The organism is Peterkaempfera podocarpi (genome assembly GCF_042466665.1).
Classification (GTDB): Bacteria; Actinomycetota; Actinomycetes; order Streptomycetales; family Streptomycetaceae; genus Peterkaempfera; species Peterkaempfera podocarpi.
In genome coordinates, this window is record NZ_CP162102.1 from 1,723,152 (window position 1) to 1,742,710 (window position 19,559).

At 74.0% G+C, this 19,559-nt stretch carries 15 protein-coding genes; 3 read left to right on the forward strand and 12 right to left on the reverse strand.

All coding sequences use genetic code 11. The features are described from left to right. Positions 1 to 99 precede the first annotated feature (99 nt). On the reverse strand, positions 100 to 2,670 hold the full coding sequence (locus tag AB0761_RS07615) for an ATP-dependent Clp protease ATP-binding subunit (RefSeq protein ID WP_377268203.1): 2,571 nt from the start codon (positions 2,668 to 2,670) through the stop codon (positions 100 to 102). Positions 2,671 to 2,987: 317 nt separating this feature from the next. Here AB0761_RS07615 and AB0761_RS07620 point away from each other — a divergent pair, with 317 nt between their 5' ends. Beyond that, positions 2,988 to 3,749: a DUF5995 family protein gene (locus AB0761_RS07620; RefSeq protein ID WP_377268204.1), complete on the forward strand. Its 762-nt coding sequence runs from the start codon at positions 2,988 to 2,990 to the stop codon at positions 3,747 to 3,749. Here AB0761_RS07620 and AB0761_RS07625 read toward each other — a convergent pair. From AB0761_RS07625 to AB0761_RS07635, 3 genes are all read right to left on the reverse strand, one after another. After that, on the reverse strand, positions 3,710 to 5,149 hold the full coding sequence (locus AB0761_RS07625) for a GuaB1 family IMP dehydrogenase-related protein (RefSeq protein ID WP_377268205.1): 1,440 nt from the start codon (positions 5,147 to 5,149) through the stop codon (positions 3,710 to 3,712). The genes AB0761_RS07620 and AB0761_RS07625 overlap by 40 nt on opposite strands. Before the next feature lie 194 nt (positions 5,150 to 5,343). Next, a complete protein-coding gene (gene rpe / locus AB0761_RS07630; RefSeq protein ID WP_377268206.1) occupies positions 5,344 to 6,009 on the reverse strand; it encodes a ribulose-phosphate 3-epimerase in 666 nt (221 codons plus the stop codon). A 130-nt stretch (positions 6,010 to 6,139) separates the two neighbouring features. Next, positions 6,140 to 7,111 (reverse strand): aldo/keto reductase, encoded by a 972-nt coding sequence (locus AB0761_RS07635; protein WP_377268207.1) that lies wholly within the window; start codon positions 7,109 to 7,111, stop codon positions 6,140 to 6,142. A gap of 150 nt (positions 7,112 to 7,261) precedes the next feature. On the opposite strand from AB0761_RS07635, the gene AB0761_RS07640 reads away from it, so the two are divergent. Continuing rightward, positions 7,262 to 9,343, forward strand: coding sequence for a pentapeptide repeat-containing protein (locus AB0761_RS07640; RefSeq protein WP_377268208.1), 2,082 nt, complete (start codon positions 7,262 to 7,264; stop codon positions 9,341 to 9,343). Positions 9,344 to 9,361: 18 nt separating this feature from the next. Here the strand turns inward: AB0761_RS07640 and AB0761_RS07645 are convergent, their stop codons facing one another. From AB0761_RS07645 to def, 7 genes are all read right to left on the reverse strand, one after another. Further along, positions 9,362 to 10,327 (reverse strand): ABC transporter substrate-binding protein, encoded by a 966-nt coding sequence (locus AB0761_RS07645; protein WP_377268209.1) that lies wholly within the window; start codon positions 10,325 to 10,327, stop codon positions 9,362 to 9,364. 142 nt (positions 10,328 to 10,469) lie between these two features. Then, positions 10,470 to 11,135: an ABC transporter permease gene (locus tag AB0761_RS07650; RefSeq protein ID WP_377268210.1), complete on the reverse strand. Its 666-nt coding sequence runs from the start codon at positions 11,133 to 11,135 to the stop codon at positions 10,470 to 10,472. After that, complete coding sequence (locus AB0761_RS07655) at positions 11,132 to 11,827, reverse strand: ABC transporter permease (protein WP_377268211.1); 696 nt, start codon at positions 11,825 to 11,827, stop codon at positions 11,132 to 11,134. Before AB0761_RS07655 ends, AB0761_RS07650 begins: the two co-directional genes overlap by 4 nt. Then, a complete protein-coding gene (locus tag AB0761_RS07660; RefSeq protein ID WP_377268212.1) occupies positions 11,827 to 12,948 on the reverse strand; it encodes an ABC transporter ATP-binding protein in 1,122 nt (373 codons plus the stop codon). Before AB0761_RS07660 ends, AB0761_RS07655 begins: the two co-directional genes overlap by 1 nt. A 397-nt stretch (positions 12,949 to 13,345) precedes the next feature. Next, the gene (locus tag AB0761_RS07665) at positions 13,346 to 14,794 is read right to left on the reverse strand and encodes an RsmB/NOP family class I SAM-dependent RNA methyltransferase (RefSeq protein ID WP_377268213.1); all 1,449 of its coding nucleotides are present in this window, start codon (positions 14,792 to 14,794) and stop codon (positions 13,346 to 13,348) included. 69 nt (positions 14,795 to 14,863) lie between these two features. Then, complete coding sequence (gene fmt, locus AB0761_RS07670; protein WP_377268214.1) at positions 14,864 to 15,799, reverse strand: methionyl-tRNA formyltransferase; 936 nt, start codon at positions 15,797 to 15,799, stop codon at positions 14,864 to 14,866. A gap of 43 nt (positions 15,800 to 15,842) precedes the next feature. After that, positions 15,843 to 16,388 carry a peptide deformylase gene (def, locus tag AB0761_RS07675; protein WP_377268215.1) on the reverse strand — a complete coding sequence of 182 codons (546 nt, stop codon included), beginning with the start codon at positions 16,386 to 16,388 and terminating at the stop codon, positions 15,843 to 15,845. 235 nt (positions 16,389 to 16,623) lie between these two features. Here def and AB0761_RS07680 point away from each other — a divergent pair, with 235 nt between their 5' ends. After that, positions 16,624 to 17,151: a hypothetical protein gene (locus AB0761_RS07680; protein ID WP_377268216.1), complete on the forward strand. Its 528-nt coding sequence runs from the start codon at positions 16,624 to 16,626 to the stop codon at positions 17,149 to 17,151. A gap of 216 nt (positions 17,152 to 17,367) precedes the next feature. Here AB0761_RS07680 and AB0761_RS07685 read toward each other — a convergent pair whose 3' ends face one another. Further along, on the reverse strand, positions 17,368 to 19,470 hold the full coding sequence (locus tag AB0761_RS07685; RefSeq protein WP_377268217.1) for a primosomal protein N': 2,103 nt from the start codon (positions 19,468 to 19,470) through the stop codon (positions 17,368 to 17,370). Positions 19,471 to 19,559 lie beyond the last annotated feature (89 nt).

Below are 19,559 nucleotides of genomic sequence, written 5' to 3' on the forward strand. Positions count from 1 at the left end.
GCACCACGACGGGTACCGGCCGGCCGCCGCCATCGGCGTCGGCCGGCCGGTACCCCCGGTGCAGCCCCCGACACGGGAACCGCGCCGGGTGGAGACGGCTCAGAAGGCGCCAGAGGGCGCCCGGGCCGCTTCAAAGGTGAGCTCGCCTGCGTCGACGCCCACCCGGACCCGGTCCCCGGCCGTCAGCTTGCCGTCCAGCAGCAGCCTCGAGAGCCGGTTGTCGATCTCCCGCTGGATGGTCCGGCGCAGCGGCCGTGCGCCGTACTCCGGCTGGTGCCCGCGCCGGGCCAGCCAGTCGACTGCCTCCGGGGCGAACTCGATGGCCACGTCCTGGGCGCGCAGCCGGCGGCGGGTCTCCTCCAGCAGCAGGTCGGTGATCTGCCGCAACTGGTCCTCGGCGAGCCGCTGGAAGATGACGATCTCATCGATCCGGTTGAGGAACTCCGGGCGGAAGTGGTCGCGCAGCGGACGCAGCACCCGCTCCCGCCTGGCCTCCTCGTCGAACGACGCATCGGTGGCACCGAAGCCCAGCACCGAGCCGCGGCCCGCGATCGCATCGGAGCCGAGGTTGCTGGTCATCACGATCACCGTGTTCTTGAAGTCCACGGTGCGGCCCTGGGAGTCGGTGAGCCGGCCGTCGTCCAGGACCTGCAGCAGCACGTTGAAGACATCGGGGTGCGCCTTCTCCACCTCGTCCAGCAGCAGCAGCGAGTACGGGTGGCGGCGGACCGCCTCGGTGAGCTGCCCGGCTTCCTCGTGTCCGACATAGCCGGGCGGCGCCCCGACCAGCCGGCTGACGGTGTGCTTCTCCTGGAACTCGCTCATGTCCAGCCGGACCATCCGGTCGTCGCTGCCGAACAGCGCCTCGGCCAGGGCCCGCGCCAGCTCGGTCTTGCCGACACCGGTCGGGCCGAGGAACAGGAAGGAGCCGATCGGCCGATGGGGGTCGGCCATACCCGCCCGGGAGCGCAGCACCGCTTCGGAGACGGCGGTGACCGCCTCGTCCTGGCCGATGACCCGCTGGTGCAGATGCGCCTCCAGGCCCAGCAGGCGCTCCTTCTCCTCCTGGGTGAGGCTGCTGACCGGGATCCCGGTCTGCTTGGAGACGATGTCCGCGATGTCCTCGCCGGTGACCTTGGAGACCCGGTCGTGGACCTGGCTCTCCTTGGGCCTGTTGCGGATCCCGTCGATCCGCGCGGTGAGCTGGCTGACGCGGTCCCTCAGCTCGGTGGCGCGCTCGTACTGCTCGGCGGCGACCGCCTGGTCCTTGTCCCGGGTCAGCTGCTCGCACTCGCGCTCCAGCGCCCGCACATCGGTGGTCTTGGTGCAGGACCGCAGCCGTACCCGGGCACCGGCCTGGTCCATCAGGTCGATGGCCTTGTCCGGCAGGAAGCGCTCGGTGATGTAGCGGTCGGAGAGCTCCACCGCGGCCAGCAGCGCCTCGTCGGTGTAGCGGACCTGGTGGTGGGCCTCGTAGCGGTCGCGCAGGCCGCGCAGGATCTGCAGGGCGTCCTCGGGGGTCGGCTCGGGGACGAGCACCGGCTGGAACCGGCGGGCGAGGGCGGCGTCCTTCTCGATGTAGCGGCGGTACTCCTCCAGCGTGGTGGCTCCGATGACATGGAGCTCCCCCCGGGCCAGCGCGGGCTTGAGCATATTGCCCGCGTCCATGCCGCCGCCCTCGGCACCGCTGCCGGCGCCGACCACGGTGTGCAGCTCGTCGATGAAGACCACCAGCTCGTCCGAGTGGCTGCGGATCTCGTCGATGATGCCGTTCATCCGCTCCTCGAAGTCGCCGCGGAAACGGGTGCCCGCGACCACTCCGGGGATGTCCAGCTGGATCACCCGCCGCCCCAGCAGGGTGTCGGGGACCTCACCGTCGGCGATCCGCTGGGCGAGGCCCTCCACGATGGCCGTCTTGCCGACGCCCGCGTCTCCGATCAGCACCGGGTTGTTCTTGCCCCGCCGGGAGAGGACCTCCACGGTCTGCTCGATCTCCTGGTCGCGCCCGATCACCGGGTCGATCCGGTCCTCGCGGGCCAGTTCGGTGAGGTCGCGGCCGAACTTGTCCAGGTTGGGCGTGCTGCTCTGGGGCGGGGGCCGGTGCTCGGTGCCGGGCGGCGCCGGACGGGGCTGGCTCTGCGACATCGCGTTGGGGTCGAAGTGGGCCGCACTGAGGATGTGGCCGGCCGCGGAGTCGCCGTTGGCGGCCAGGGCCGCCAGGACGTGCTCGGGGCCGATGTAGGAGGCGCCCGTCGCCCGCGCCAGCTCATGGGCGTCCAGCAGTGCCCGCTTCACGGCCGGGGTCACGGCCAGTGAGTTCAGCTGGGGCCGGTCGGCCTCCTGGAGCAGGGTGTCCCCTGCCTGCTGGTCGATCTGCGCCGCCAGCGCATCCGGGTCGGCGCCGGCCTGCGCCACCATGTTCCGCGTCGGCTCCACGGCCAGGGCCGCCCGCAGCAGATGCTCGGTGTCCAGGTCGGTACTGCCGTGCTCGGCGGCGTACGCGGCCGCACCCGCCACCAGGTTGCGGGTCGGCTCGCTCATCAGCCGGCCGATGTCGATCCGCCGCGGACCGGCCTGGGACGAGCCGGTCCCACCGCCGAAGAAGCGTGCGAGGAACTCTCCGAACGGGTCCGGACCGAAGCCCTCCGGACCCATGAACCCGCTGCTCATAGCCGTCCGTTCCGGCGTCCCGGGGGCCGGGACACGCTGTGCTGGTAGGCATGGTCGTTCCAGGGCGCGGATGCCCGACGTGGGCTCGATTACACCTGCGCCGGACCTCTCGGCCGAAACTACCTGAAATGCCCGCATAGCGCCGCCCGCGCATTCCACCCCGCACCGCACCCCCACGGGGTGCACCGTCCCTCGGCGCCCCCGGCCCCGGCCCCCGCAGCACCGGGAGATGTCCGGCGCACACGGGTCCCTGCGGGTGAGCAGCGGCCGCGGAGGCTGCGTGGCGGCGGCCCGCCGCGGGACGGGGGCGGGAGGCTGTGACGGTGACGGAGCAGGTCGACGAGGTGCTGGAGCGGCTGCGGGCGCTGGAGCTGCGGCTGCCGCCCCGGGACGGGGTGGCGGTCTTCACCACCGCGTACCTGGCGGTCACCGAGGAGATCAGCGGGCGGCTGGCCGGCCCCTGCTTCGGCGACCCGGAGGCGGTGGCCGAGCTGGACACGGTCTTCGCGGGCCGCTACCTCGCCGCGGTCGACGCGGACCTGGCGGGGCGGCGCGTCCCTGCGTGCTGGCGCCCGCTGTTCGCCCGGCGCCGCGACCCGGGCGTCCATCCGCTGCAGTTCGCCCTGGCCGGAATGGCTGCCCACATCGAGCACGATCTGCCGCTGGCGGTGGTGGAGACCTGCCGCCGCCGGGGCCTTGCGCCCCAGGCCCTGGCATCCGACTACGACCGGGTCGACGGGGTGCTCGCGGATGCCGAGGCCACCGTCCGGGAACAGCTGCTGCCCGGCCCGGACCTGCTGGACGCCGCCGATCCGCTGGTCCACCTGGCGGCGACATGGAGCGTCGCCCGGGCCCGTGCCGCCGCCTGGGCGAGCGTGCTGGCGTTGTGGGCGGTCCATCCGCTGCACCCGGCCTACCAGGCGCTGGCGGCGACCCTGGACGAGTCGGCGGGGGCGGTCGCCGGGCTGCTGCTGGCGCCGCTGCGGGGCGGCGGCACGGGCGGTCCTCCCGCCCTGCCGCCCGCCCCGGCGGGCGGCCGTCAGACCCAGCTGGAGTGCAGCGGCTTGCCCTCGGCGTAGCCGGCCGCGCTCTGGATGCCCACGATGGCCTTCTGGTGGAACTCCTCCAGCGAGGCCGCACCCGCGTAGGTGCAGGAGGAGCGGATGCCCGCGACGATGGAGTCGATGAGGTCCTCGACTCCGGGGCGGGCCGGGTCGATGAACATCCGCGAGGTGGAGATGCCCTCCTCGAACAGCGCCTTGCGCGCCCGGTCGTAGGCGGACTCCTCGCTGGTGCGGTTGCGTACGGCACGGGCCGAGGCCATGCCGAAGCTCTCCTTGTACAGCCGCCCGTCCGCGGCGGTCTGCAGGTCGCCGGGCGACTCATGGGTGCCGGCGAACCAGGAGCCGATCATCACATTGGAGGCTCCCGCGGCGAGAGCCATGGCGACGTCCCGCGGGTGGCGCACCCCGCCGTCGGCCCAGACGTGCCGGCCCAGCCGGCGGGCCTCGGCGGCGCACTCCAGCACCGCGGAGAACTGCGGCCGGCCGACCCCGGTCATCATCCGGGTGGTGCACATGGCACCGGGGCCCACCCCGACCTTGAGGATGTCGGCGCCGGCCTCCACCAGGTCCCGCACGCCCGCGGCGGAGACCACGTTGCCCGCCACCACGGGGACCTGCGGGTCCAGGCCGCGGACCGCGCGCAGGGCGGTGATCATCGACTCCTGGTGGCCGTGCGCGGTGTCCACCACCAGCACATCGGCACCGGCCTCAAGCAGCGCCTTGGCACGGCCGGCGACATCGCCGTTGATACCGACGGTGGCGGCGATCCGCAGCCGCCCGGAGTCGTCCAGGGCGGGGGTGTAGAGGGTGGCACGCAGCGCGTTGCGGCGGGTCAGCAGACCCACCAGGCGGCCGTCGGGGCCGACGACGGGGGCCAGCTTGCGGTGGGCGTCGCTGAGCCGGTCGAAGGCGGCGCGCGCGTCGATGCCGTCCTCCAGCAGCAGCAGATCGCGGGACATCACCTCGGCGACCTGGGTGAAGCGGTCGACCCCCTGGCAGTCGGAGTCGGCGACCACACCGACCGGACGGCCGTCCTGGACCACGACCAGGGCGCCGTGGGCACGCTTGGGCAGCAGCGACAGCGCTTCGGCCACGGTCGCGGTGGGCGGCAGGGTGAGAGCGGTGTCATAGACGAGGTGGCGCTGCTTGACCCAGGCGATGACCTCGGAGACCACCTCGATGGGGATGTCCTGCGGGATGGCGACCAGCCCGCCGCGGCGGGCGACGGTCTCGGCCATCCGGCGGCCGGCGACGGCGGTCATATTGGCGACGACCAGCGGAATGGTCGTCCCGGTGCCGTCGTGGCTGGACAGGTCGACGCCCTGCCGGGAACCCACAGCCGAGCGGCTGGGGACCATGAACACGTCATCGTACGTGAGGTCGTAGGCCGGCTTGATGTCGTTCAGGAAGCGCATGGAAAGGAGCTCTCCGGCTGGGTTGGGGGTACACCTCGGGCGCGGCGCGGCGCACTCGGGCGCCCCGCACCCGACCATCCATCTTCCGGTACGACAGCGGGCGGCGCCAATCCCCCGGCCATGTCCGGACGAAGCACAGAGCGGCCGCCCGCAGGGCGGGCGGCCGCTTGTGCGATCCTCCTAACCGCCCGCCGTCAGTGGGCACAGGCGGCGGTGGCCTGCTTGCGCAGCGCGCGGACGGCCTCGGCCGGATCCGCGGCCCCGTAGACCGCGGAGCCGGCCACGAAGACATCGGCGCCGGCCTCGGCGCAGCGCTCGATGGTCGCGGTGGAGACGCCCCCGTCGACCTGGAGCCACATCTGCAGTCCATGGCGGTCGATCAGCTTCCGGGTACGGCGGATCTTGGGCAGCATGACGTCCAGGAACGCCTGGCCGCCGAAGCCGGGCTCCACGGTCATGATGAGGATCATGTCCAGTTCGGGGAGCAGGTCCTCATAGGGCTCGATCGGGGTGGCCGGCCTGAGCGCCATGGAGGCACGGGCGCCCTTGGCGCGGATCTCCCGGGCGAGCCGTACGGGCGCGGCGGCAGCCTCGACATGGAAGGTGACCGAGCCGGCGCCGGCCTCCACGTACTGCGGGGCCCAGCGGTCGGGGTCCTCGATCATCAGATGGCAGTCGAGGGGGATGTCGGTCGCCTTGCGCAGGGACTCCACCACCGGGACGCCCAGGGTGAGGTTGGGCACGAAGTGGTTGTCCATGACGTCGACATGGAGCCAGTCGGCGCCGCGGACCGCCTCCGCCTCGTCGGCGAGGCGGGCGAAGTCTGCGGAGAGGATGCTCGGGTTGATCTGCACGGCCATGGGTTCAGTATGTCGTGCCGCATCCGGGGCCCGTCCGGCAGGCGGTCGGCCTGCCGGACGGGCCCTGGCGGTGCAGCGGGCGGTGCGGACGCCGGCGCACCGGCGGTGCGCGGCCGCCCGCCCGGCGGAACTACCAGGCGTAGTCCTCCGGGGCGGTGCGGCGGCCGGGGAAGATCTCGTCCAGCCGGTCCAGGGTCTTGGCGTCGAGTTCGACGTCCAGGGCGCGCAGGGCCGCGTGGAACTGGTCCAGCGTGCGGGGGCCGACGATGGGCGCGGTGACGGCGGGTCGGCTGAGCAGCCAGGCCAGGGCGACGTCGCCGGGCTCGTGGCCCAGTTCGGCGCAGAGGTCCTCATAGGCCTCGATCTGGTCGCGGTGCTTCTCCAGGGTCTCCTTGGCCCGTCCCTCGGTGCGGCGGCGGCCCTCCCGCTCCTTGCGCAGCACTCCGCCGAGGAGGCCGCCGTGCAGCGGCGACCAGGGGATGACGCCGAGCCCGTAGTGCTGGGCGGCGGGGACGACCTCCAGCTCGATGGAACGCTCCATCAGGTTGTACAGGGACTGCTCGCTGACCAGTCCCAGGTAGTTGCGGGCGGCCGCGGCCTCCTGGGCGCGGGCGATGTGCCAGCCGGCGAAGTTGCTGCTGCCGCTGTAGATGATCTTGCCCTGGGCGGTGAGCACCTCCATCGCCTGCCAGATCTCCTCCCAGGGGGCGGAGCGGTCGATGTGGTGCATCTGGTACAGGTCGATGTGGTCGGTCTGCAGGCGCTTCAGGCTGGCGTCGCAGGCGCGGCGGATGTTGAGCGCGGAGAGCTTGCCGTCGTTGGGCCACTCCCCCATGTCGCCGTAGAGCTTGGTGGCGATGACGGTGCGTTCGCGGCGGCCCCCGCCCTGGGCGAACCAGTTGCCGATGATCTCCTCGGTGCGGCCCTTGTTCTCGCCCCATCCGTAGACATTGGCGGTGTCGAAGAAGTTGACGCCGTGTTCATGGGCGGCGTCCATGATGCGGTGGGCGTCCGGCTCCTCGGTGAGCGGGCCGAAGTTCATGGTGCCCAGGCAGAGACGGGAGACGGACAGTCCGGTACGGCCGAGATGCGTGTACTCCATGGGTCCACCCTTGATCAACGGGGCGGGTGTTGTCCAGGGCGGCACCGGCCGGTTCCGGCCGTACGTCGCGCGCGCCCCCGGTGTGACGGTCGTCCGTCCCGGACGGCGGCCCCGGCGCGGCCACCGGTCCCCGGGGCGGGCCGGGCACGCATGGAACACCCGGCCGCACCGGAATATCATGTACATGACCACGACGCACTCCCGCACCCCGGCCGTGCCCTGGCGGACCTGCACACTGACCGGCTGCATCGGGGCGAGGGCCGCACCCCACGAACGGTGCCTGGCCCATCTGCCGTCCGCCGAACGCCGCTGCCTGCTGGCCGGACTGCGGCCGGGCAGCCCGGTGGACGCCCGCGGAGTGGTCTTCGACGCGGCGCTGCTCGGGGAACTGCTGGGCGCCCTGGCGGACGACGAGGGCAGGCCGGTGCTCGGGGACTGCCGCTTCACCCGGGCCCGGTTCGCCTCCGCGGTCCGGCTGGACGGGGCGCGCTTCCGGGGGAGGCGGTCTTCGAGGCGGCCAGGTTCTACGCGGGCGCACGGTTCGACGGGGCACTCTTCGACGGGCCGGTGGACTTCTCGGGGGCGCGCTTCGCGGGCGGACCCGCCCGGTTCGAGCAGGCCTGCTTCCACGGCGGTGCGGCATGGTTCGCCGGCACCCGGTTCGGCGGCGGCGACGCGGTCTTCGACGGGGCCCGGTTCAGCGGCGGGCCCGCCTGGTTCGTCCGGGCGGACTTCTGCGGCGGATACGCCTGGTTCTGCGAGGTGCGCTTCGAGGGCGGTCCGGCCTGGTTCTCCGACGCCCGGTTCGGCGGTGGTCCTGCGGACTTCAAGGGGGCCCGGTTCAGCGGCGGCCCCGCGTGGTTCGCGGCCGCGTCCTTCACGGGCGGGCACGCGGAGTTCGACGGGGCCCGGTTCCTGGCGGACGCGCACTTCCTGGGCACCCGGTTCACCCGTGCGGCGATCTTCACGGACACCCTCTTTGAGGCCGGGGCCGAGTTCGCCGGGGCCGAGTTCGACGGACCGTTCAGCGGCCCGCTGCGCTGCGCGGGCACCCTGTCGCTGGACAGCGCGGTGCTGCGCCACCCGGTACGGCTGCGGGCCGCCGCGGCACGGATGAGCCTGCGCTGCACCCGGCTGGAGGCCACCGCGGTGCTGGAACTGCGCTGCACCCGGGTGGACCTGGGCGACGCCGTCCTCAGCCGGCCGGTCTCGGTCACCACCCACGACGCCCCCTTCGAGCAGCCCGCGCCATGGCCGCGCCATGACCTGCCGTACGAACGGCCCGACCCCGACCCCGACCTCGAACCGCCGCCCCCGGACCTCCCCGACGGCTCGGGACGGCGGCCGGCCATCCGCGCAGCGGAGTGCACCTCGCCCCCAGTCCGGGTCACCAGCCTGCGCGGGGTGGACACGGCGCTGCTGGTCCTCACCGATGTGGACCTGCGGGAGTGCTCCTTCGCCGGCGCCTACCACCTGGACCAGCTGCGGCTGGAGGGGCGCTGCCGGTTCGCCGCGCCGCCGCCGGGCTGGCACTGGGGCCGCGCCCTGATGCCCGTACGCCGCTGGACCCGGCGGCGGGTGCTGGCCGAGGAGTGCCGCTGGCGGGCCCGCCGGGGACGGCCGCTGGACCGCTCGGGCTGGAAGGAGGCCGCGGACCCGGACCCCGCACCGCTGACCGGCCCCGGACCGGAGGGCCTGACCGGTATCTACCGGCAGCTGCGCAAGGCCCTGGAGGACGGCAAGGACGTACCCGGAGCCGCCGACTTCTACTACGGCGAGATGGAGGCCCGGCGGCACGACCCGGGGACACCCAGGGGCGAGCGCTGGCTGCTCCATCTCTACTGGGCGTTCTCCGGCTACGGCCTGCGCGCCTCGCGGGCGCTGGCGGCGCTGGCGGTCGGGGCGTGTGTCTCCGTGCTGCTGCTGATGATGTGGGGCGTACCCGTTGAGCCGGTGGACGAGGTGGTGACCGGCACCGCCGCGCCGGCCGGCGGGCGGCTGACCCTGGAGGTGGGCCCGCCGGACCTGCGGCTGCCGACGCGGCTCGGCGACCGATGGACGGCCGGGCGGGCGGGCACGGCCGGCCGGGTGGTGCTGGACTCGGTGGCCTTCCGGGCGAGCAGCGAGCAGCTCACCGACGCCGGCGGGTGGATCGAGCGGGTCTCGCGCTGCGTCGAGCCCGCGCTGCTCACCGTCGCGGCGCTGGCCGCGCGCCGCCGGGTCAAACGGTGACCCGGCGGCACGTCGGCGCTACGACAGGCCGACCGACTTCAGCCACTCGGTGGCGACGTCCAGCGGGTCCTTCTTGTCGGCCTGGACCTTGGTGTCCAGGTCCAGCAGGGTGGTCGTGTCCAGCTTGGCGGAGACCGCGTTGAGCGCGTCCACGCCCTCCGTGGACAGGTCGTCCTTGCGCACCAGGGGGACGACGTTCTGGAACCCGAAGAGGTTCTTGGGGTCCTTGAGGGTGAGGAACTTCTCCTTGGCGATGGTGAAGTCGGTGGTGAAGAGGTCCGCCGCCTGGACGTCGTCGTTCTTCAGCGCCGACTGGGACAGCGGGCCGCCGGCGTCGAGCGCCTTGAAGGACTTGAAGTCCAGTCCGTAGACCGACTTCAGACCGACCACGCCCTGCTGCCTGGTCTGGAACTCCGGCGAGCCGCCGAGCACCAGCTCATGGGCGGCGGAGGCCAGGTCCGCGATCGAGGAGTCGGCGGTCAGGTGGTACTTGGCCGCCGTGCCCTGGTTGATGACCAGGGCGTCCTTGTCCTCCGCGGCGGAGTGCCGGAGCAGTTGCAGCGAGGGGTCCAGCTTGGCGGCGGCGGCGGAGTCGGTCGCGTCCGCCGACGCGGGAGTGGCCTTGGGGTCCAGATAGGCGAGCAGGGCCCCGTTGTACTCGGGGATCACCGTCAGCGAACCGTTCTTGATCAGACCGTAGGTGGTCTCACGGCTGCCGATGTTGGGCTTGTAGGAGACGGTGAGGCCCTTGGCCTTGAGCGCCTCGCCGTAGATGTCGGCGAGCAGGGTGGACTCGGGGAAGTTGTTGGACCCGACGACGACCTTGCCGGCAGCCGCCTTGCCGGGGGCGAGCGGGTTGCCGTCGCCCTTGCCACCGGAGGAGCCGCAGCCCCCCACCAGGGCGACGGCGGCGGTGGTGGCGAGAAGAGCGGCGGCCACGCGGGGGCGGTGGCTCTGAATTCTGCTGTCAGTCACGGTTCCCATTTCCGGGCGTAGTCGAGATGGTCGACGATCTTGATGTCTCTTGTCCGTCCGATCCTGATCGGTGGCCGCAGCCCGGCGACAGTTCATACCCAGGCTTGTCACGAAGTTTTGACAAATCGTCCGGTCGCCGGTGGCCGCGCGTTCAGCGGCGGCGGACCCCGGGCGACACGGCGAGCCGGCCCGCCAGCCAGAAGATGCCCAGGGTGGCCAGGGCGAGTGCGGCCACCAGCGTCGCCCCGCCGACCACCTTCTCGTAGTCCAGCTGGTAGAGGCCGTCGATGATGTACCGGCCGAGCCCGCCGAAGCTGACATATGCGGCGATGGTGGCCGTGGAGACGATCTGGATGGCCGCGGAACGCAGCCCGCTGAGGATCAGCGGCAGCGCGACCGGCACCTCCACCTGGGCCAGGATCCGCAGCGGGCCCATCCCCATACCACGTGCGGCGTCGACCGGCGCCGGGTCCACCGAGCGCACGGCCTCATAGGTGGTGACCAGGATCGGCGGGACCGCCAGCACCACCAGCGGGATCATCACCGGCAGCAGGCCCAGACCCATGATCACGAACAGCAGCACCAGGAGACCGAAGCTGGGCAGCGCCCGGCCCGCGGTCGCCAGCAGCCCCAGGGCGTTGCCGCCGCGTCCGGTGTGACCGGTGACCAGGCCGATCGGAAGGGCGATCGCGGCAGCCACCACCATGGCGAGCACCGAGTACTGGATGTGCTCCCACAGCCGCTGCGGAATCCCGTCGTAGCCGTGCCAGTCGGCGCTCTGGCTGTAGAAGTCGCTGATGAAGTGGACGATGTTCACCGGGCCTCCTCCGGGACAGCGGCGGCGGGCAGCGGCGCACCCCGGCCCTGCGACCGCGACGGGGTCCAGGGAGTCAGCAGCCGGCGGCAGAGCACCAGGACCGCATCCGCCGCGATGGCCAGCACGGCGATGCCGCCCACCGAGCTGACCGTCAGAAGCGGGAGGTGGTAGTGCATGGAGTAGTCCAGCAGATTGCCCAGCGCACCCTGATTGCCGATCAGTACGCCGATGCTCACCAGGCTGATACTGGAGACCGTGGCGACCCTCAGCCCCGCGAAGATCGCCGGCACCGCGATCGGCAGCTCCACCTGCAGATAGCGGCGGACCGGGCCGAATCCCATGGCGGTGGCGGCCGCATGGGTGTCCTCCGGCACCGAGCGGACGCCGTCGACGATCGCCGGGATCAGCACCACCAGCGAGTACAGGGTGAGCGGGATCATCACGGTGATCTCACTCTGCCCGGTCCAGTTGATCAGCACCACGAAGAAGGCCAGCGAAGGAATCGCATAGAGCACCGTGGCACCCCAGAGCACCGGGGGATAGAGCCAGCGCAGCCGCGCACAGAGCTGCGCGATGGGCAGTGCCAGCAGCAGACCGGCCAGCACCGGGATCAGCGCCTCCTCCAGATGCCAGCCGACCAGCCCGAGATAGCTGTGCTGCAGGGCACTGGGGACGTGGAAGAACCGGTCCATCACCGCACCCCGGCCGGCTCGGCGTCCTCGGGTGCGCCGCCCTGCCCGGCGTGGGCCGCGCGGATGGCGGCGGCGACCGCCTCCTGCGAGACCACGCCGACCGCCCGGCCGTCCCCGTCCACGGCGATCGCCCAGCCGGTGGGAGAGAGCACCGCGCTGTCCAGCGCCTCGCGCAGCGTGCCGTGCTCGGCCTGGAACGGTCGGCCGTACGGGATGAGCGTCCGGTCCCCGGCGGCCCGCCGCTTGGGGTCGGCCCAGCCCAGCGGGCGCCGGTCGCCGTCGACGACCAGCAGATACGGCGCAGCGGGCGGGTCAGGGAGCGCGTCGTCCGCACCGACCACGGGTGCGGCGCTGAGCTCCAGGCCCGCCGAGGTGAAGAAGGACAGCCGCCGGATACCCCGGTCGGCGCCCAGGAAGTCCTCCACAAAGGCATCCGCCGGAGCGGACAGCAGCTGGTCCGGCGGCGCGAACTGGGCAAGGCGGCCGCCGGTGCGCAGCACCGCGATCATGTCGCCGAGGCGGATGGCCTCGTCGATGTCATGGGTGACAAAGACGATGGTCTTGCCGAGTTCCTGCTGGATCCGCAGCAGCTCCTCCTGGAGGCCCTTGCGGACGATCGGGTCCACTGCGGAGAAGGGCTCGTCCATCAGCAGCACCGGTGGATCGGCGGCCAGTGCCCTGGCGACGCCGACGCGCTGCTGCTGACCGCCGGAGAGCTGGTACGGGTAGCGCTTGGCCAGTGCGGTGTCCAGACCCACCCGCTCCATCAGCTCCATGGCCCGGGAGCGGGCACGCCCGCGGTCCCAGCCCAGCAGCCGGGGCACGGTGGCGATGTTGTCGGCGACCGTGCGGTGCGGGAACAGTCCCGCGTGCTGGATGACATAGCCCATGGAGCGGCGCAGCGTGTGGACCGGCTGCTGCTGCAGGTCCTGGCCGTCCAGCAGGATCCGGCCGCCCGTGGGCTCGATCATGCGGTTGACCATCCGCAGCGAGGTGGTCTTGCCGCAGCCGGAGGGCCCGACCAGGACGGTGATCGAGCGGTCCGGGATCTCCAGCGACAGTCCGTCCACCGCGACCGTGCCGTCGGGATAGCGCTTGGTGACCGATTCAAAACGTATCAAAGCGTCAGGTGTCCTCACGGATCGCGGGCGTGCACGGCCTCTGGTCCTCCGGGCGGGCAGGCCGATCGGAAGTGGCCGAGTGTAGACCTGCCCGCTGACACCGAAATGGAACGCCACGGCGGAGTGAGCAGCGCCTCAGTGCACGCGCCGCTGTCCGCTCCCGGTCCGCGCGTCGGGTGGCCCGCCGGGCCCGGCTTCCGGGCTGCCGCGGTCGCGGCGTTCACCGCAGCCTCCCCTGCTGCCGGCGGCCCGCCGTCGGGGGGCCGACCGGAACCGTGAAAAGGCCTCCCGGAACATCGCCGACGCCCGCGATGTCGCACTCTCCCACCCGCGCCGCCCGCGCCGCCGCGCTCGGCGGCCGGTCCGCCCCGCCGTCACCGGCGGGGCGGGCACCGGGTCAGGCGGTCCGGCGCAGCAGGGCCAGATACATCGCGTCCGTGCCGTGGATGTGCGGCCAGAGCTGGATGTCGGGACCGTCCCCGAGGCCGGGGAGGCCGGGCAGCAGCGGACGTGCGTCAATCCACTCCACATCGGCGCGCTCCCGCAGCACGTCGTCGACCACAGCACGGGTCTCGGCCAGATGCGGGGAGCAGGTGGCATAGCCGACGACCCCGCCGGGGCGGGTCGCGGCCAGGGCGGAGCGCAGCAGCCCCCGCTGGAGCGGGCCGAAGGCCGCCAGGTCGTCGGGGCGGCGGCGCCAGCGGGCCTCGGGCCTGCGGCGCAGCGCGCCGAGGCCGGAGCAGGGCACGTCCACCAGTACCCGGTCGAAGGCGGCGTGCTGCCAGGCGGGGCGGGTGCCGTCGGCCGCGATCACGGTGTAAGGGCCGGGGTTGCCGTCCAGGGCGCGGGCGACCAGCCGGGCGCGGTGCGGCTGCTTCTCGGAGGCGACCAGGGCGGCGCCGCGCTCGGCGGCCAGGGCGGCCAGCAGCGCGGCCTTGCCGCCGGGGCCGGCGCAGCCGTCCAGCCAGAGCCGGTCGCGGCCGTCGAGCGGGGCCGCGGCCAGGGCGGCGGCGACCAGCTGGCTGCCCTCGTCCTGGACGCCGGCCCGGTTCTCCCGTACAGCGTCGACCCCGGCAGGGTCACCGCCCTCGGTGAGGCGGACCGCATAGGGGGACCAGCGGCCGGGCTCGGTGGCCTCCTCGGGGAGGGAGCTGCGGAGCTCCTCCGCGGTGGCGCGGCCGGGGCGGGCCACCAGGGTCACCTCGGGGCGGGCGTTGTCGGCGTCGAGCAGCTCCTCGATACCCGCCCGGTCGGCCTGCTGCGGCTGCCACCGGCCGAGGGAGTCCCAGAGCGCGGAGACCACCCAGCGCGGGTGGGAGTGGACCACCGCGAGATGGTCCTCCGCATCCTGGTCGAAGGGCGGGGCCACCTCGTCCAGCCAGCCCTCCAGGTCGCGGGCGGCGATCCGGCGCAGCACCGCGTTGACGAACTTGGCGCGCCCGTCGCCGAGCACCACCCGGGCCAGCTCCACCGTGGCGGAGACCGCGGCGTGCGGCGGGATCCGGGTGCCCAGCAGCTGATGGGCGCCGAGGACCAGCACATCGAGCACCGGTGGGTCGACCTCGCGCAGCGGGCGGTCGACGCAGGCCGCGATGACCGCGTCATAGGTGCCCTGGCGGCGCAGCGCCCCGTACACCAGCTCGGTGGCCAGGGCGGCGTCACGGCGTTCCAGGCCGTTCTTCTGCTCGGCCTCGCGCAGCAGCGCGGGCAGCACCAGGTTGGCGTAGGCGTCGCGTTCGTCCACGGCGCGCAGCGCCTCGAAGGCGACCATGCGGGCCGGGTCCTTCTTGGGGCGGCGGTAGGGGCGCGAGCCGCGGCGGCCGCGGGCGGGAGGGGGGGTGGTCATGCGGGGCCTCGCGGGAAGGTACGTCGGATCATGGAGTGGAGCGGGGTGGGCGGCTTCGGGCGGGCGGTCTCAGCCGCCCAGGGTCTCGCCGGACTCGATGCGCACGCCCCGGGCCCAGTCTCCCGCGGCCATCCGCTTCTTGCCCTGCGGCTGGACGTCGCCCAGCTCCACCTCATGGCTGCCGGTGCCGACCCGGACGCTGTTCTTGGCCACCGCGAGCTCACCGGGGGCCAGTTCGGAACGGTCGGTGAGCAGCCGGACCGGGCCGGCGAGCTTCAGCCGCTCGCCCCGGAAGACGGTCCAGGCACCGGGGGCGGGCGCGCAGCCGCGTACCACCCGGTCGACCCGCAGCGCGGGGGCGGCCCAGTCGATCCGGGCGTCCTCCACGGTGATCTTCGGGGCGAGGGTGATGCCGTCCGCGGGCTGCGGAACGGCCTGCAGGGCGCCGTCCTCGATGCCGTCCATGGTGGCGGCCAGCAGCCGGGCGCCGGAGTGGGAGAGTCTGGTCAGCAGCTCACCGCTGGTGTCGGCGTGGCGGATCTCCTCGGTGATCACGCCGAAGACGGGGCCGGAGTCCAGCCCCTCCTCGATGCGGAAGGTGGAGGCGCCGGTGACCTCGTCGCCCGCCATCACGGCGTGCTGCACCGGGGCGGCACCACGCCAAGCCGGCAGCAGCGAGAAGTGCAGATTGACCCAGCCAAGCCGGGGGACGTCCAGTGCCGCCTTGGGCAGCAGCGCCCCGTAGGCGACCACCGGGCAGCAGTCCGGGGCGATGGCGGCCAGCCGCTCCAGGAAGTCCGGGTCGCGCGGCCTGGCCGGCTTGAGCACCTCGATGCCCGCCTCCTCGGCGCGCTGCGCCACCGGGCTCGCCACCAGGTGGCGGCCGCGTCCGGCGGGTGCGTCGGGCCGGGTGACCACGGCGGCCACCTGGTGCCGGTCGGAGGCGAGCAGCGCCTCCAGCGCGGGGACGGCGACCTCGGGGGTGCCGGCGAAGACGAGCCTCATGCGGGGGAAGGGCCTTCCTGAGGGGCGGAGGCGGCGGCCGGAGTCAGCGGGCGCTGCCGAAGGTGCTGTGCGGGGAGACCTTCACCTGGGGGGCGGGTGCCCCCGACCACTCCGCCTCGCGGATGGCGCGGAGCGCGGCCTTGCGCTGCTCGCGGTCCAGGCGGTCGATGAAGATGATGCCATCGAGGTGGTCGGTCTCGTGCTGGATGCAGCGGGCGAGCAGCTGCGTCCCCTCGATGGTCACCGGGTCGCCGTGCATATTGAAGCCGCGGGCCACCACGCCGTGGGCGCGACGGGTGTCGAACCGCAGGCCGGGGAGTGAGAGGCAGCCCTCGGGGCCGTCCTGCTCCTCCTCGCTGAGCGAGAGGTCCGGGTTGACCAGGTGCCCGACCTCGCCGTCGACGCAGTAGGTGAACACCCGCAGGGAGACGCCGAGTTGAGGAGCCGCCAGGCCGGCGCCGGGGGCGTCCAGCATGGTGTCGGTCAGATCCTTCACCAGGACCCGCAGCTCCTTGTCGAAGGTGGTCACCGGCCTGGCCTGGGTGCGCAGCACCGGATCGCCGAAGATGCGGATCGGCTGTATCGCCACCTTGCTGCGCTCCCGTCGGATCAGGTCCGGGGGACCGGCGTCCCGCGGTACGACGTCCCAGTCTACGGGCCCCCTGGGGACCACCCCACCGCACGGCCCGCCCATCCGGGTTGCTCCGCAAGCGTGACCCGGGGTACCGGTCGGACGTTGGTCAAGGAGAGATTGACCGCGCACCCCGAGACCTCGGGGCCCGCGGCGCCCCGCTCCCCCTGCCGTCTCGGAGAGGCTCCGGTTCATGGCCGACCACACGACTCACGACGCCCGGGCACGGGCCAGCCTGCACCTGCTCGTCCGCGACATCGAGAGAGTACGGCGACAGGCGGACGCACTGCGCACGCTCACCGCCCAGCTGGGCAACGTCTACCGCCCGCGCCGGCCCAGCACCTCGGCGGGGTTCGTGGTGTACGGCCGGGCGCCCGCGCCGACGGTCCGGCTGGCCCAGGAACTGCGTGACAGCGTGGAGTCGCTGGTGGCGGCGGCGGTGGAGTTCGACCGCTCGCTGGGCTTCTCCTGGGACTCGGTCGGGTCCGCGCTGGGGGTCACCAAGCAGGCGGTGCACCGCCGGTACGGGATGCGCCGTCCGGCCGTCGGCGCGGGAGCCGCGACCGGGGCGCTGCCGTCGCCGACGCAGCCTGTGGACGAGCAGTCGGACCGGGCGGCGTCCGCCCCGTCCGCCCCGCAGCCCGGCCCGGCGCAGGCCCCGGCGATCCCGGTCGCCCGTCAGGGCGGCGTGGCTCGGCCCCTTCAGCGCCCTGTGGGCTGACCCGGACACCGGCCCCTCGGCGGGCAGCGCGGCACCCGGCCCGGCGCCGCCCCCCGGGTGCGGGAACCGGTGGCGTACCGCCCTGCGCCGGGGCGGGCAGGACCGCTCAGCCGTGCCGGGGGCGCGGGCGGCCGCACCTCGGGCGCGCCGCGGGGGCGGGCCGGAGGCGCGGCTCCCGGCGCCGGCGCGGGGCGGCCCGTCCGCCGGAGCCCCCGGTCATCCGATGTCCGGCGGGTCGATACGGACCCGCACGGGGTCGGACTGCTTGCGGGCGAACCGGATTGCCTGGGCCGCCTTGAGTGCGGTGGCCAGGGCCGCCCCCTGGCCCGGCGGGACGCGGACCAGCGCCCGCTGCTGGGGCTCCCCCGGTCCCGGCACCGGGACCGGCCCCAGCACATCGGCGCCCGGGGGCAGCCGGGTGAGCGCCAGCAGGTCGGCGACAGCCGCCGGTGAGCCGGTCAGCGCGGCCATCCGGGAGACCGGCGGGAGCCCCAGCTGGGCCCGCTCCTGGAGCTCGGTGGCGGCGTGCCCGGCGGGGTCCCACCGCACCAGGGCCTGCACGGGCCGCAGGGTCGGCTCGGCGACCACCACCACCGTGCCGCCCTCGGCGTGCGGGCGGACCAGCGCGGCCGCGGCGAGCCAGCGGCGCAGCGCCTCCTCCCCCGCGCGCAGATCGGGCCGGGTGAGCAGCGCCCATCCGTCCAGCAGCAGCGCGGCGGCGTAACCGCCGTCGGCGACGGGTTCGGCACCCGGGGTGGCGACGACCAGGGCGGGGGCGCCGGGCACGGTGGCGAGGACCGCATCCCGGCCGGAGGTCCGCACCGGGATCGCGGGGAAGGCGCGGCCGAGTTCGTCGGCCGTCCGCCGGGCGCCCACCACCTGGGCCCGCAGCCGGAAGGAGCCGCACTCGGGGCAGTGCCAGTCGGCCTCCGGACGGCCGCACCAGACGCAGTGCAGCAGACTGTCACTGCCCCGGGCCTCCAGCGGGCCCACGCAGTGTGCGCAGCGGGCCTGTTCGCGGCAGCGGGCGCAGGCCAGTCGCGGGACATAGCCCCGGCGCGGAACCTGGACCAGGACCGGTCCCCGGGCGAGCGCCTCCCTGGCGGTCTGCCAGGCGACGGTGGGCAGTCGCGCGGCGCGGGCGGCCTCGTCCCTGGCCAGGTCGAGGTCGCCGACCGTACGCACCAGCGGCGCGGCTCGGCGCAGGCCCTCACGGTCCGGGACCAGGGGGCGGGCCCAGCCGGTGGCGACCAACCGGGCGGCCTCCACAGTGACGGCGAGACCGCCGATCAGCACCCCGGCGCCCTCCTCGGCGGCGCGCAGCAGGGCGACGTCCCGGGCGTGGGGGTGGGGGGCGTGCAGATCGCTGTGGCTGCCGTCGCCGTCGTCCCAGACGACCAGCAGCCCCAGGTCGCGCACCGGGGCGAACATGGCCGCCCGGGTGCCGGCGACGGCGCGCACCGAGCCCCGGCTGACGGCGAGCCAGCGGCGGTAGCGCTCCTCCTGCCCGAGCTCGGCGGTGAGCGCGGTGTGGTGGCCCGGGCCCAGGAGGGCGGTGAGGGCGGCGTCCACCCGGGCGGTGGTGCGCCCGTCGGGGAGCACCACCAGCGCGCCGCGGCCGGAGGCGAGGGTGGCGGCGACGGCGCGGGCGATCTCCTCGGGCCAGCCGGGGCCGGGCAGCGCCGTCCACACCGCGCGGGGGGACTCCCCTCCGGCGAGGGCGGAGAGGAACCCGGCGCCGCTGGGGTAGCGGTCCCAGCCGCCCGGGTCGGGGGCGGGTGGGGCGGGCAGCGGCGGCGGCGAGGGGTCGGCCTCGGCGCGGGCATGCCGCGGCGGCACGGCGAGGCTGAGCACATCGGCGAGGGTCCCGGCGTAGCGGTCCGCGACGGCCCGGCAGAGCCGCAGCAGTGCGGGGGTGAGGACCTGCTCCGGGGAGAGCACCAGGGAGAGCGGTGCCAGCGGGCCCGGGTAGTCGGAGGCGGCGAGCCGTGCCACCACGAAGCCGTCGACCAGTCCGCCGCCGGACCGGCGCCCCTCCACCACCCGGGCGCCGAAGCGGACCCTGACCCGCACCCCGGGCTGCGCGGTCTCGGCCATCTTCGCCGGGACCGCGTAGTCGTAGTACTGGTCGAGGTGGGCGAGCCCCTTGTCGACCAGCACCCGGGCGACCGGCAGCTCGGCAGCGGCCGGCTGGGGTGCGCGGGCGCGCGGCCGGGCCCTGCGGACCGTCTCCCGGAGCAGGGCCAGCTGCTCCGGCGCGGCGTCCGGGGCTGCGTCAGGAGCGGCTGTGCTGGGCTGCTGCGGGTCGGTGCTGGTCATCACCCCCAGTGGTACCAGACGGTGCGGACAGCCGTGATCCGGGTGACCAGCCGGAATCAGTGGATCCGTTGGTGAATGTCACTGCACGG

Coding starts and splice junctions, on each gene's coding strand:
- AB0761_RS07615 (WP_377268203.1), bottom strand. CDS start 2,670: ATGAGCAGCGGGTTCATGGGTCCGGAGGGCTTCGGTCCGGACCCGTTC.
- AB0761_RS07625 (WP_377268205.1), bottom strand. CDS start 5,149: ATGCGCTTCCTGAACGACATCAAGCCGGCCTACGACCTCACGTACGAT.
- rpe (WP_377268206.1), bottom strand. CDS start 6,009: ATGGCCGTGCAGATCAACCCGAGCATCCTCTCCGCAGACTTCGCCCGC.
- AB0761_RS07635 (WP_377268207.1), bottom strand. CDS start 7,111: ATGGAGTACACGCATCTCGGCCGTACCGGACTGTCCGTCTCCCGTCTC.
- AB0761_RS07640 (WP_377268208.1), top strand. CDS start 7,262: ATGGAACACCCGGCCGCACCGGAATATCATGTACATGACCACGACGCA.
- AB0761_RS07645 (WP_377268209.1), bottom strand. CDS start 10,327: ATGGGAACCGTGACTGACAGCAGAATTCAGAGCCACCGCCCCCGCGTG.
- AB0761_RS07655 (WP_377268211.1), bottom strand. CDS start 11,827: ATGGACCGGTTCTTCCACGTCCCCAGTGCCCTGCAGCACAGCTATCTC.
- AB0761_RS07665 (WP_377268213.1), bottom strand. CDS start 14,794: ATGACCACCCCCCCTCCCGCCCGCGGCCGCCGCGGCTCGCGCCCCTAC.
- fmt (WP_377268214.1), bottom strand. CDS start 15,799: ATGAGGCTCGTCTTCGCCGGCACCCCCGAGGTCGCCGTCCCCGCGCTG.
- AB0761_RS07680 (WP_377268216.1), top strand. CDS start 16,624: ATGGCCGACCACACGACTCACGACGCCCGGGCACGGGCCAGCCTGCAC.
- AB0761_RS07685 (WP_377268217.1), bottom strand. CDS start 19,470: ATGACCAGCACCGACCCGCAGCAGCCCAGCACAGCCGCTCCTGACGCA.